This window comes from Leucobacter sp. USCH14, assembly GCF_037619215.1.
Lineage (GTDB): Bacteria > Actinomycetota > Actinomycetes > Actinomycetales > Microbacteriaceae > Leucobacter.
The window spans coordinates 19417-32068 of the sequence record NZ_JAQPZP010000011.1 but is presented as its reverse complement, the minus strand read 5'-3'; the positions used below and the strand labels follow the sequence as shown (position 1 = coordinate 32068).

Here is a 12652-nt window from a genome sequence, read left to right as displayed (position 1 = left end):
TGCAACGTGAGGAGGCACCATGACGCAGGCGTTCTGGACCGATGAGGTGGGCGAGCTGCTGCGCGTGCGCCCGGGCTTCCGACTGAGCGAGGTCGACCCCTCCGCGACGCCCGGCACCGACGCTCGCAAACGCGACGGCTTCGAGGAGCTCGGCCGCGCTGCACAGGAGCTGCGCGTGCTGCAGGAGAAGCTGTTCGCGCAGAGCCGGCTCGGGGCGAAGGATCGGCTGCTCGTCGTGCTGCAGGCGATGGATGCCGCGGGCAAGGGTGGCATCGTCAACCACGTATTCGGGCAGACCGAGCCCTACGGCCTCGCGCTGACGGCGTTCAAGTCGCCGAGCGAGGAGGAGCGCGCGCACGACTTCCTCTGGCGGGTGGAGCGCCGCGTGCCCGAGCCCGGCGTGATCGGGGTGTTCGACCGTTCGCACTACGAAGACGTGCTCATTCAGAAGGTGCGGGGCTTCGCTCAGCCCGAGGAGATCGAGCGCAGGTACGGTGCGATCAACGATTTCGAGGCGAGGATCACCGCAGACGGCGTGCGCGTCGTGAAGATCATGCTGCACATCTCGCCCGAGGAGCAGGCCGAACGGCTCATCTCACGGCTCGACGACCCGGAGAAGCACTGGAAGTACAACCCGGGCGACGTCGACGAGCGTCTGCACTGGCCCGCCTACATGGAGGCGTTCCAGACCGCGATCGAGCGCACCCACTCCGACGACGCCCCGTGGTTCGTCGTCCCCGCGAACGCGAAGTGGTACGCGCGGGTCGCGGTGCAGCGCATCGTGATCTCGGAGCTCGCGAGGCTCAGCCCGCACTGGCCCGAACCCGAGTTCGACGTCGCCGTCGAGCGGCAGCGGGTCGTGGATTCTCTCGGTCTGCGCTGGCCGGGGTAGCCGGCCTCGCGATGGTCCCGACGGCGCTGCCGGGCGGGATTACGCGGCGAACGCCTCGGTGATGGGACGGAACTTCGACACGGTCTCGCCGAGCTCGTGCGCAGGATCGGAGCCGGAGACGATCCCGCCGCCGGCACTCGCGACGATCGACCGCGCGCCGGTCTCTGCGTCGGGCTCCCCGAGCTGGGCGCAGCGCAGGGCGATGACCCATTCGCCGTCGCCCTCGGCGTCGATCCATCCGACTGCACCGGAGTAGCGACCGCGGTCGAAGAGCTCGAGATCCGCGATCGCGGAGACCGCGGCGGACGTCGGGGTTCCCGCGACCGCGGCGGTCGGGTGCAGGGCGCCGACGAGTTCGATGGATGAGCTCTGCTCGCCGAGTGCGGCGCCCAGATCGGTCGCGAGGTGCCAGACGTTCGGCAGCTGCAGCGGGAAGGGCTCCTCGCTCGTGCGCAGCTCGCGCACGTGCGGCGAGAGCGCCGTCACGACGCTCTGCACCGCGAAGGAGTGCTCGTGCTGCTCTTTCGCGCTCGTCAGGAGCTCGTCTCGGGCGCGAGCATCGCGGGCCGCGTCCTCGGGGTGCCGACCGCGGGTTCCCGCGAGTACCCGTGCCGAAACCGCCCCGCTCGTCGAGCGGATCAGCGTCTCCGGGCTCGCCCCGATGAGTCCGTCGACGGCGAACGTCCAGCAGTCGAGATAGTGCTCGGCGAGCCGCGTGAGCGGCACCCGCAGGTCGGAGTCGCCGGGCAGCACCCCCTCGAGCTGCCGTGCGATGACGATCTTCTCGAACTCGCCGCGCTCGATGCGGGACCCCGCCTCCCGAACGCCCGCGAGGTACGACGCCACGGAGTCGCCGCCCGCGTCGAGCTCGCGGTCGTGGAGCGCGGTGCCCGCCCAGGCTCCCGAGGCCGCTGCTTCGGGAAGGGTGAACGAGTCTGCAGCGTCGGCGAGCGAGGCCGGCTCGGAGACGGCGGTGATCTCGGTGATCCACGCCCGGCCGCGGTGGCGCGCGACGAGTACGCGGGGAACGATGAGCACGCTCTCCGCCGAGCTCTCGTCGGAGAACGCGAATGATCCGAGGGCGACGAGACCGGAGCCGGGCATGCCGACGGGGTCGTCGACGATCGAGGCAGATGCGATCCTGCGCCATGCACCGGCTGCGTCGGAGAACCGTGTCGCTCCCCTGAACGTCAGGCGCAGCGCCTCGCCGATGCCGACGCACCCTCGGTCGCCCCTCGTCCAGATGAGCGGAGCGACGGGATCGGCCAGTGCGAGGAGGTCGGGAGCCTGCCCCAGAGGCCGAGTCGTCGCGCGCAGGCGGGGCGCCGGGGGAGTGCTCGTCACAGTGCCAATCTACTCCTCCCGCCTGGGCGCGATCGCCGTCGGCGGGGCGATGCCGAGTCGCGGACCGCGCCCCAGGAGGTGCATAGCCGTTCGAGATACGATGGAGCGGTGACCCGACCCGATACCGCGACCAAGCACGCCGCAGACGTCTCCGCAATGTTCGACGAGGTCTCGCCGCGTTACGACCTGATCAACGACGTGCTCACCGTTGGCAACGACCGGTTGTGGCGCGTCGCGACGACCCGGGCGATCGCTCCGCGCAAGGGCATGCGCGTGCTCGACCTCGCGGCCGGAACCGGAACGTCGTCGGCCGCGATCGCGGCGCACGGAGCGCACGTCGTCGCCGCGGACTTCTCAGAGGGCATGCTCGCCGAGGGGCGCAAGCGGCACGCGGGCAACGAGCTCATCGAGTTCCAGTGGGCCGACGCGACGCGGCTGCCGTTCGAGGACGACGCATTCGATGCAGCGACCATCTCGTACGGGCTGCGCAACGTGAACGACCCGAAGGCGGCGCTGCGCGAGATGCGCCGCGTCGTGAAGCCCGGCGGTCGCGTCGTGATCGCCGAATTCTCGACGCCCCCCTCGGCATTGGTGCGCGGCCCCTATGCGTTCTACGGCCGCCACGTGCTGCCGCGCATCGCCGGCGCGATCAATCGCGAGGCCGCGGCCGCGTACCGGTACCTGAATGAATCGATCGAGGCGTGGCCCGACCAGGCCGAGCTCGCCGCGTGGATGCGCGAGGCCGGCTTCGAGCGGGTTGTCTACCGCAACCTGACGTTCGGCATCGTCGCGCTGCATCGCGGATTCGTTCCGCGTGAGGCGCCCACGCCCGCGGTCGCGAAGAAGCCCGCGGAGAAGAAGGCTGCTGCGGCGAAGAAGCCCGCTGCCGTGAAGCCCGCCGCTGCGAAGAAGCCGGCTCCAGCGAAGAAGGCTGCGGCTGAGAAGCCCGCTGCGGCGAAACCCGCTGCCCCGAAGAAGCCGACCGCTGCGAAGCCCGCTGTTTCGAAGCCGACCGCTGCTGCGGCGAAACCCGCGGCACCGAAGCCCGCGGCACCGAAGAAACCCGCCGCTCCGAAGCCGCAGGCCGCGCCCGCAGCCGCGGCACCGAGCGAGACCACCCCTCGACCTGGAGACACCCCGTGAGTCGTCCCATCGCCGAAGATACGGCAACGCAGGCGCTCCCGATGCGCCTCTTCCGCGGAGCGGCTGACCGCAGGCACGCGAAGGAGATTCAGCAGCAGCTCGAGATCGTCGAATCCGAGCTGCTCGAGCATCTGCGCTTCGCGTCGCCGGTCGCAGACGCACCCGCCCGCTACTTGATGGGTGCAGGAGGCAAGCGGATCCGGCCCCTGCTCACCTTGCTCACGAGCGAGCTCGGCACCGGCCCGAATGAGCTCGTGCGCCGCGCAGCGGAGGCCGTCGAGATGACGCACCTCGCTTCTCTGTACCACGACGACGTGATGGACGACGCGAAGCTGCGACGCGGCGTCGACGCCGCCCAGACCGTGTGGTCGAACTCGGTCGCGATCCTCGCCGGAGACCTGCTCTTCGCGCGCGCATCGTCGCTCGTCTCGGGGATGGGCGAGGAGGCGATTCTGCTGCAGGCTCGCACCTTCGAACGGCTCTGCCTGGGGCAGCTGCACGAAACGGTGGGGCCGCAGGAGGGCGACGACCCGAAGGCGCACTACATCCAGGTGCTGGCCGACAAGACCGGAGCGCTCATCTCGACAGCTGCACGCATGGGCGTGATGTTCGGGGGCGCTCCCGCCGAGTTCGCCGACCCGGTCACGGAGTACGGCGAGCGCATCGGCGTCGCATTCCAGCTCATCGACGATGTCATCGACCTCTCGCCGAAGAAGGAGCAGACCGGCAAGCGGGCGGGCACCGACCTGCGCGCCGGAGTCGTCACGCTGCCCTACCTGCTGCTGCAAGACAGCGCGGCGGCCGGCGACGCCGATGATGCGGCGCTGCTCGCGCGCATCGAGGCGGGAGTCGCCGAGATCCGCGACGGCGCCGACCCCGCACTGCTCGACCCCGAGGTGCAGGCGCTGCAGACGCACGCGGTCACGCGGGAGACCGAGGCCACGGCGCACCGCTGGGCGGAGGAGGCGGTTCGCGCGCTCGACGCGCTGCCGAAGTCGTCGGTGAAACGCGCGCTCGAGCGCATGGCCGACTCGATCGTCAACCGCGAAGGCTGACCGGCGCGCTCAGCACGACGCGACACCTACACCCGATTCGCGAATCCCCGCGGAGAATACCGCCAGGGGAATGGAAGGAAGAACCGAGCGATGAGCAAGATGCGACTGGCGATCGTGGGGGCAGGGCCGGCGGGGATCTACGCCGCCGATCTGCTGCTGAAGGCGGAACGCGATTTCGCGGTCGAGATCGACCTCTTCGAGCAGCTTCCCGCGCCGTACGGGCTCGTGCGCTACGGAGTCTCGCCCGATCACCCGCGCATCAAAGGCATCATCACCGCGCTGCGCGACGTGCTCGATCGCGCGAGCGCGGGGGAGACCGGCGAAGACTCGATCCGCTACTTCGGCAACGTGCGGTACGGGCAGGATCTGAAGCTCGAAGACCTCAAGCGGCACTATCACGCGGTGATCTTCTCGACGGGCGCGATCCGGGATGCGGCCCTCGATATTCCGGGCATCGACGCCGACGGCTCGTACGGCGCCGCCGATTTCGTGAGCTGGTTCGACGGGCACCCCGATGTGCCGCGCACGTGGCCGCTGGAGGCGAAGTCGGTCGGAGTCATCGGCAACGGCAACGTCGCGCTCGATGTCTCGCGCATGCTCATCAAGCACGCCGAAGACCTGCTCCCCACGGAGATTCCGCAGAACGTGCACGAGGGACTCGAGGCGAACCCGATCGAGGAGCTGCACCTCTTCGGGCGGCGCGGCCCCAAGTACGTGAAGTTCACGCCGCTCGAACTGCGGGAGCTCGGCGAGGTGCGCGACGTCGACATGGTGATCGATGAGCGCGACTTCGCCCACGATGATGCGTTCGCCGACGAGACGCTCATGAAGAACAAGCAGGTCATCGTGATGACCCGCATCATGGACAAGTGGCGCGACGAGCAGCGCGCTCGCGAGGCGGGGGAGGTCGAGCCGTCCTCGCGCCGTCTGCACCTGCACTTCTGGTCGAAGCCGGTCGAGGTCGTGGTCGAGGGCGGGCGCGTCGCGGGCCTCAAGATCGAGCGCACCGCCCCCGACGGCCAGGGCGGCATCATCGACACGGGCGAGTTCGAGATCGTGCCCATCCAGTCGATGTACCGCGCGGTCGGCTACTTCGGCTCGCCGCTCGACGAGATCCCCTTTGACGACGCGAAGGGCGTGATCCCGAACACGCAGGGGCGAGTGCTCGACCTCGAGGGGCAGCAGATCCCCGGCATCTACGCGACCGGGTGGATCAAGCGCGGCCCGATCGGCCTCATCGGGCACACGAAGTCGGACGCGATGGAGACGCTCGAGTGCCTGCTCGAGGATCGCGATGCGCTGTGGACGCCCGAGGACGTCGACCCGCTCGCGATCCCCGCACTGCTCGAGGAGCGCGGCGTTCCGTACACGACGATCGAGGGCTGGCACCGTCTCGATGCGCACGAACTGGGTCTCGGCGAGCCGCATGGTCGTACGCGCATCAAGGTCGTGCCGCGCGATGAGATGACGCGCATCTCCCGCGGCGAGTAGCGCCGCGCGTTACCGCAGGAGTCCTTCGAGCCCCTCGAGCGTTTCGGCTGCGCCGCCCTCGATGCGCACCGTGACCGACTCGCGCGCGTCGATCGCGGTCGGCCCGCGGTTGATCACCGCGATCGGGATGCCGCGCAGCTGCGCGCGGTGCACGAGCCGGATGCCCGTGTTCACCGCCAGCGACGTGCCGATCAGCAGGAGGCCGCCCGCCGCCGCGACGAGCGCCTCGGCAGTCTCGAACACGGGCCGCGGCACGAGCTCGCCGAAGTAGACGACGTCGGGGCGCAGGATCGACCCGCACTCCGGGCAGCTCGGGGTTTCGACGGTGTCGGTCTCGCTCACGAGGGCGTCACCGTCGGGCGCGATCTCGGCCCCCGCGTTGCGCACCGCGAAACCCGGGTTGAGCCGGTCGAACCAGCCGAGCACCTGATCGCGGGTGAAGCGGTGATCGTTCTCGGTGCACCTGATCACGCTTCCGTTGCCGTGCAGTTCGACGACGCTCCGGGATCCTGCTCGACGATGCAGGTTGTCGACGTTCTGAGTGATCACGCCGTTCGTGAGCCCCGCGGTCTCGAAGCGGGCCAGTGCGAGATGCCCGGCGTTGGGGGTGACGCCCGAGGAGCGCATCGATCCGACGCGCGCGCCCGCCCAGAAGCGACGCCGGTAAGCGGGGTCGCTCATGAACTGGGCGATGCTCATCGGTGTTCGCGGGGGAGTGCCCGCGCCCCGGTAGTCGGGAATGCCCGAATCGGTGCTGATGCCCGCCCCGGTCAGCACGGCCAGCGGCGCGGCGTCGAAGAGTTCCGCGAGCCGCTCGAGTTCGCCCGAATGCGCCATGTGACCCCCTGTTCGGCATTCACGCTAGCGCACGGCGGTGCGCGAGGTCAGGGGCTTCCGCCGAGGGCGCACACCGGATTCCCGCGCGCGAGCGGTGCAGACGCCCCCGGTAGAATCGGCGCTATGACCAGCGCGCGCGAACAGCTCATCGACCTCATCACGAGCGAGGCCGTCTTCCACGGCGACTTCACCCTGACGAGCGGCAAGAAGGCGACCTATTACATCGACTTGCGCAAGCTGAGCCTCGACCACCGTGCGGCCCCGCTCATCGGCCGGGTCATGCTCGATCTCATCGACGACATCGACGGGGTCGTCGCGGTCGGAGGCCTGACGATGGGCGCCGACCCGATCGCGTCGGCGATCATGCATCAGGGCGTTGCGCAGGGCAAGGTCTACGATTCCTTCGTCGTGCGCAAGGAGCCGAAGGATCACGGGCGCGGTCGTCAGGTGGAGGGCCCCGATCTCGCGGGCAAGCGCGTCGTCGTGGTCGAAGACACGTCCACGACGGGCGGCTCGCCCCTGAAGGCGATCGAGGCGCTGCAGAAGGTGGGGGCCGAGATCGCCGCAGTCGCGGTGGTCGTGGATCGCCAGGCGCCCGCCAAGGAGCGCATCGAGGCGGCGGGCTTCGAGTATCGCTACGCGATCGGACTCGACGACCTGGGGCTCGACCCGCAGTAACGCGGATCCGTGCGCCGCGCCGCCGTGCGCCGCGTTCCGCGAGACCGACGGCCCCCGATCCGTGAGGAGATCGGGGGCCGTCGGTGGTTCTGCGGAACTCAGAGCACCTTCGACAGGAACTGCCGTGTGCGCTCGTGCTTCGGGTTCGTGAAGACCAGCTCGGGGTCTCCCTGCTCGATGATGGCGCCCGCGTCCATCACGATGAGCCGATCCGCCACCTCGCGCGTGAAGCCCATCTCGTGGCTGACGATGATCATCGTCATGCCCGCCTTCGCGAGATCCTGCATCACCTGCAGCACCTCGCCCACCATCTCGGGATCGAGCGCGCTCGTCGGCTCGTCGAACAGCATCAGCGCGGGGCGCATTGCCAGGGCGCGCGCGATCGCCACACGCTGCTGCTGCCCGCCCGAGAGCGAGCGCGGCCGCACGTCGGCCTTGTCGGCGAGCCCGACCCGGTCGAGCAGCTCGCGAGCGTAGGCGACGGCCTCAGCCTTCTTCTCGCCCTTCACCCGCACGGGCGAATGCCAGATATTCTCGAGCACCGTCATGTGCGGGAACAGATTGAAGTGCTGGAAGACGAAGCCGATGTCCGCCCGCTGCGCGGCGAGCGCCTTCGCGGAGATCTCGGAGACCTTGCCGTTCTCGTTCACCCGCTCCCCGATGCGCTGCCCGTCGACGTAGATCTCTCCGCTGTCGATGGGCTCGAGCCGGTTCAGTGTGCGCAGGAAGGTCGTCTTGCCGGCACCGGATGGGCCCACGAGCACGACGACCTCGCCGCGTTCGATCTCGAGTGACACGTCGGTGAGGATGTGCCGATCCCCGAACCACTTGTTCACCTCGACGGTGCGCACGATCGGGCCGTCGGAGACCGATACCGGGGCGGTGTACTCGCTGAGCGCGTTCATGCCGCGACTCCTTCCAGGTCGGCGATCGGGCTCTTCGGGGCGACGCGATCCCGCTTGCTGCGGAAGCCGAAGAGACGCTTCCAGACGGATTCCGCCTTGGGCAGGCCGGCCTTCGCGTTGAGCCAGTTCTCGATGAAGGTCTGGATGACCGTCCACACCGTGGTGAGCAGCAGATAGTACAGCGCGACCACGATGTAGATCTCGAACACCTTGAAGGTGGCCGCACTCATCGAGCTGCCCACCTGGAACATCTCGGCCACGCCGATGATGGAGAGGATCGAGGTGCTCTTCATCAGGCCGTTGAACGAGTTGCCGAGCGGCGGCACCATGACGCGGATCGCCTGAGGCACGATGATCCACCGCATGGAGGCGAGGGGGGTCATGCCGAGCGACAGCGCCGCCTCGGTCTGCCCCTTCTCGATCGACTCGAGGCCGCCGCGCACGATCTCCGAGATGTAGGCGCTCTCGTTGAGCATGAGGGCGACGATGGCGGCCTGCACGGCGCCCTTGATGAGGATGCCGACGGTGACGTCTTCGAGGCGGAGCCCCAGCGTCAGGTCTTCGAATCGGAAGAGGTTCGCGGCGGCGAACCCGGTGTAGATGATGACGAGCTGGACGAGCAGCGGGGTGCCGCGGATGATCCAGATGTACAGGCTTGCGAAGATGCGCAGCGGCACGAACCGACTGCGGCCCATGAGGGCGATGAGGAGGCCGAGGATCAGCGCGAGCGCCATCGCCGCGATCGAGATGACGATGGTGAGCGCGAGCCCGTTGAGGAAGCTCTCACTGGGCGTGAAGAGGCTCTGCCAGAAGTAGTCCCAGTCGAATTTCATGAAGTGTCTTTCCTGTTGCCGATGTCTGCGGCGACCACGGGGCCGCCGCAGACATCGGATTACTCGGGCTGGGTGATGTCGTTGCTCTCGACGCCCCACTCGGCGAGGATGTCGGCGTAGGTGCCGTCCTCGACCATGGCGGCGAACGCCTCGTCGAGTGCGTCGTTCAGCTCGGTGTTCTCCTTCAACGTGGCCGCGCCGATGCGGATCTTGCCGAACGGTTCGCCCACCGCCATCAGATCGCCGTCGGACTGCTGCTCGTAGTAGCTCATGATCTCGGTGGTGTCGATGAAGGCGTCGGCCTGACCGGCGAGCACCTGCTGCAGTGCGCTCGTGGCCTCATCGACGAGCGTGATGGCGAGCGGCTCCTCGCCGTTCGCGACGCACTCGTCCGACTTCTCCTGCGCCGAGGCGGCTCCCGTCGCGCCGGTGATGCCGACGACCTTGGTGCCGCACAGGGAGTCGTCGAACCCGGTGACATCCTTCGGGTTCTCCTTGCTCACCGCGACGGCGGTGCCGGAGTAGAGGTAGGGCACGAAGTTCGCGATCTCCTCGCGCTCGGGCTTGATGTAGAGCGAGCCCATGATGACGTCGCACTGCTTGGCCTGCAATGCCGGGATGAGGCCGGCGAATGCGTACTCGCCGAGCGTGGTGGTGACGCCGAGCTTGTCGGCGAGGGCGTTCGCGATGTCGATCTCGACGCCCTGCAGCTCGTTGTTCTCGTCGTAGTAGATGTTGGGCGCGCTGTCGCCGGTGCACACCGTCAGCGTGCCCTCCGTGATGATCGTCGGCGGCGCGAGCGTCGCTTCTGCGGTGTCCGTGCCGCCCGAGCCGCCCTCGCCGCCGGCGTCGTTCGAGGTGACGGTGCATGCTGCGAGCGACAGCATGAGGCCGGCCGCTGCGGTCAGCGCCAGCGCGGGCGCGAAGCGCCGCTGTGCTTGGGGGAAAGCCACGATGATTTCTCCGTTCGGTGAACCCGGCTCGTGCCGGGAGAAACGTTGCATACTCCTGAAGCTTCGGGTGTATGCTGCGATCAGCAGATGGTCAGACCAACTGTTGAACTGAATGGAACATACATCGGCACCGGGTCCTGCGTCAACGGGCAGGCCGAGCCGAAACGGAACTGAAACACGATCCGGCCCAGCGCGGGGTCGGATAGCATCACGAGGGCGCGAAACCGCATCCCGCGAGCACAATGGAGGCGTAGTGGATTGGAACGACATCAGTCGAGCGACGACGTTGTCGCTGCCTGATCGGCTCTCGGTCGACATCGAGCGGCTCATTCTCGACGGCAAGCTCGAACCGGGGGAGCGCCTGCCGCCGGAGCGCGAGCTCGCCGACCATTTCGGCGTCTCCCGCGTCTCCATACGCGAGGCGCTGCGCGAACTCGAGAACCGCGGTCTCATCGATCGCCGACCGGGGCGCGGCACGATCGTGCTCAGCCCGGGCGAGCGCGCCGGGTTCACCGATGGCGCACTCGACGAACTCGCCGCGCTGCAGCCCGAGCTGCACGACATCATGGAGCTGAGGGCCATCGTCGAGCCGCCGATCGCCCGCATCACCGCCGAGCGCGCGACCGACCGCGACGTCGCGCAGCTGCGCGAGCTCGTGGAGGCCATGGAGATCGACGTCACGAAGGAGCGGTACGCCGAGCTCGACCGCGCCTTCCACCAGGCCATCGCGCAGTACGCGCACAATCCGCTCCTCGAGTTCATCAACGAGCAGATCGCGCAGCGCATCGCGCCCAGCAGGGCGAGTCGATACCAGACGCGCGCCCGCCGCAGGGCCTCGAGCATTGCGCATCGACGAATCTTCGAGGCCATCGCCGCCGGAGACGCGGCCCGCGCCGAAGAAGAAGCGCGCGCCCACGTGCTCGACATCAGCAATCAGATCGCGAACGCCGCGACGACCCAGGAGGAACTCCCCGCATGACGACCGCATCTGCCGCCCGCGGAGCCATCTCGACCTCGCACCACCTCGCCACTGAGGCCGGGGCAGAAGTGCTGCGCGCCGGGGGCAACGCCATCGACGCGGCGCTCGCCGCAGCGGCGACGCTCTGCGTGGTGTACCCGAACAACGTCGCCCTCGGCGGCGACCTCGTCGCCCTCGTGCGCAACCCCGAGGGCGAGGTGCGGTTCTTGAACGCCACCGGAACCGCGCCGGCCGATCAGTCGATCGACGTGCTGCGCGAGCGCTACGGCGATCTGCTGCCGGTGCGGGGGATCGACACGGTGACGGTGCCCGGCGGCATCTGCGGTTGGAACGCGCTGCACGAGTACGGGGCGACGCGCCGCTGGGAGCAGCACCTCGAAGCGGCGACGCGCCACGCCGAAGAGGGGGTGCCGACCGCGCGTTCGGTCGCCGCGGCGATCGTCGAGAACCGTGAGGTGCTCGAACTCGACGCGGGGTGCCACGGGGTGTTCTTCGATCAGGGGCTTCCGCTCGTCGAGGGAGCCCCGTTCGTGCAGCCGGCGCTCGCCGCTTCGCTGAAGCGTCTCGCTGCCGGAGGGTCGGCCGAGTTCTACGAGGGCGAACTCGCGAAGCAGTGGGTCGCCGGGCTGCAGAAGCTCGGATCCCGTATCACGCTCGACGACACCGCCGCCTACGCCGCAGAGTGGGGCGAGCCGCTCGAGGGCGCCTTCCGCGATCACCGAGTGCTGACGGGCCCGCCCAACACCTCGGGGTTCATGCTGCTCCGTGCGCTGCGCGATATCGAGGCGGGCATCGAAGACCCGCTGGGCGCCGGCGCCGGGGATCTCGCCCGATCGTTCCGCGCGAGCAACGCGGTGCGGGCGGCGTCACTCGCCGATCCTCGTTTCGGCGGAGCGACGGGCCGCGAGCTCATCGAGGCCGAAGCGCCCGAGCATCCCCCCGTGCGGGAGGCCAAGCCGAGCGGCGACACCGTCGGTCTCAGTGCGGTCAGCGCCGACGGCTGGGCGATCTCGCTCATCAACTCCGTGTACTTCGGGTTCGGCGCTGCCGTGCTCGAACCCGAAACCGGCATCCTCTTCCAGAACCGGGGCACTTCGTTCTCCCTCGACCCTGCTCACCCGAACGCCTTCGCCCCCGGCAAGCGCCCGCGCCACACGCTCATGCCCGTGCTCGTGCTGCGCGGCGATGAGCTCGCGTGGGTACCGGCGACGATGGGCGGATCGGCGCAGCCGCAGATCCACACCCAACTCCTGGTGCGCTCCCTCGCCGGTGCCGCGCCCGAGGAGGCGACGCACGCGCCCCGGTGGATCGTCGACGAGCCGGGCGCCGACGGCGTCGTGCGCGTGACGATCGAGGAGGATGTGCCCGCCGCGGTGCATGAGGCGATCGCCGAAGCGGGGTTCCCGCTCAAAGTGGTGCCGCCCGCCGACGAGGATCTGGGGCACTCGAACCTGATCCGGCTCGCTGCGGACGGCGTCGACGCCGCGAGCGATCCGCGATCCGACGGCTCAGCGATCGTCGTGTGAACCGCATGCGCACGCC

Annotated in this window: 12 protein-coding genes; 7 read left to right on the top strand and 5 right to left on the bottom strand. The window is 69.0% G+C overall.

Annotated features, from left to right (window positions below):
- The first annotated feature begins 19 nt into the window (after positions 1 to 19).
- Positions 20 to 892 carry a PPK2 family polyphosphate kinase gene (locus PQI23_RS11210; RefSeq protein ID WP_339974547.1) on the top strand — a complete coding sequence of 291 codons (873 nt, stop codon included), beginning with the start codon at positions 20 to 22 and terminating at the stop codon, positions 890 to 892.
- Positions 893 to 931: 39 nt separating this feature from the next.
- Here the strand turns inward: PQI23_RS11210 and PQI23_RS11205 are convergent, their stop codons facing one another.
- On the bottom strand, positions 932 to 2236 hold the full coding sequence (locus PQI23_RS11205; RefSeq protein WP_339974545.1) for an isochorismate synthase: 1305 nt from the start codon (positions 2234 to 2236) through the stop codon (positions 932 to 934).
- Between the two features lie 108 nt (positions 2237 to 2344).
- On the opposite strand from PQI23_RS11205, the gene PQI23_RS11200 reads away from it, so the two are divergent.
- The 3 genes from PQI23_RS11200 to PQI23_RS11190 all read left to right on the top strand — a co-directional run bounded on the left by PQI23_RS11200 (position 2345) and on the right by PQI23_RS11190 (position 5925).
- Entirely contained in the window at positions 2345 to 3379 is a 1035-nt protein-coding gene (locus PQI23_RS11200) for a class I SAM-dependent methyltransferase (RefSeq protein ID WP_339974543.1), read from the top strand.
- A 41-nt stretch (positions 3380 to 3420) separates the two neighbouring features.
- Positions 3421 to 4434: a polyprenyl synthetase family protein gene (locus tag PQI23_RS11195; protein WP_339974672.1), complete on the top strand. Its 1014-nt coding sequence runs from the start codon at positions 3421 to 3423 to the stop codon at positions 4432 to 4434.
- Positions 4435 to 4524: 90 nt separating this feature from the next.
- Positions 4525 to 5925, top strand: coding sequence for an FAD-dependent oxidoreductase (locus PQI23_RS11190; RefSeq protein ID WP_339974541.1), 1401 nt, complete (start codon positions 4525 to 4527; stop codon positions 5923 to 5925).
- 9 nt (positions 5926 to 5934) lie between these two features.
- Here the strand turns inward: PQI23_RS11190 and PQI23_RS11185 are convergent, their stop codons facing one another.
- The gene (locus PQI23_RS11185) at positions 5935 to 6762 is read right to left on the bottom strand and encodes a Sir2 family NAD-dependent protein deacetylase (protein ID WP_339974539.1); all 828 of its coding nucleotides are present in this window, start codon (positions 6760 to 6762) and stop codon (positions 5935 to 5937) included.
- 123 nt (positions 6763 to 6885) lie between these two features.
- Between PQI23_RS11185 and pyrE the strand changes: the two genes are divergently transcribed.
- Positions 6886 to 7440 carry an orotate phosphoribosyltransferase gene (gene pyrE / locus PQI23_RS11180; RefSeq protein WP_339974536.1) on the top strand — a complete coding sequence of 185 codons (555 nt, stop codon included), beginning with the start codon at positions 6886 to 6888 and terminating at the stop codon, positions 7438 to 7440.
- A 98-nt stretch (positions 7441 to 7538) separates the two neighbouring features.
- On the opposite strand, the gene PQI23_RS11175 is transcribed toward pyrE, so the two are convergent.
- Genes PQI23_RS11175 through PQI23_RS11165 form a run of 3 tightly spaced genes read right to left on the bottom strand, consistent with a single transcriptional unit; the run spans position 7539 to position 10131 of the window.
- The gene (locus PQI23_RS11175) at positions 7539 to 8345 is read right to left on the bottom strand and encodes an amino acid ABC transporter ATP-binding protein (protein WP_339974534.1); all 807 of its coding nucleotides are present in this window, start codon (positions 8343 to 8345) and stop codon (positions 7539 to 7541) included.
- A complete protein-coding gene (locus tag PQI23_RS11170) occupies positions 8342 to 9178 on the bottom strand; it encodes an amino acid ABC transporter permease (RefSeq protein WP_339974532.1) in 837 nt (278 codons plus the stop codon). The genes PQI23_RS11175 and PQI23_RS11170 overlap by 4 nt, the downstream gene beginning before the upstream one ends.
- Before the next feature lie 59 nt (positions 9179 to 9237).
- Positions 9238 to 10131 carry an ABC transporter substrate-binding protein gene (locus tag PQI23_RS11165; protein WP_339974530.1) on the bottom strand — a complete coding sequence of 298 codons (894 nt, stop codon included), beginning with the start codon at positions 10129 to 10131 and terminating at the stop codon, positions 9238 to 9240.
- Between the two features lie 253 nt (positions 10132 to 10384).
- On the opposite strand from PQI23_RS11165, the gene PQI23_RS11160 reads away from it, so the two are divergent.
- Together PQI23_RS11160 and PQI23_RS11155 are read left to right on the top strand one after the other, a co-directional pair.
- The gene (locus PQI23_RS11160; RefSeq protein ID WP_339974528.1) at positions 10385 to 11110 is read left to right on the top strand and encodes a FadR/GntR family transcriptional regulator; all 726 of its coding nucleotides are present in this window, start codon (positions 10385 to 10387) and stop codon (positions 11108 to 11110) included.
- Positions 11107 to 12636 carry a gamma-glutamyltransferase family protein gene (locus PQI23_RS11155; protein ID WP_339974526.1) on the top strand — a complete coding sequence of 510 codons (1530 nt, stop codon included), beginning with the start codon at positions 11107 to 11109 and terminating at the stop codon, positions 12634 to 12636. Before PQI23_RS11160 ends, PQI23_RS11155 begins: the two co-directional genes overlap by 4 nt.
- The last annotated feature ends 16 nt before the right edge of the window (positions 12637 to 12652 follow it).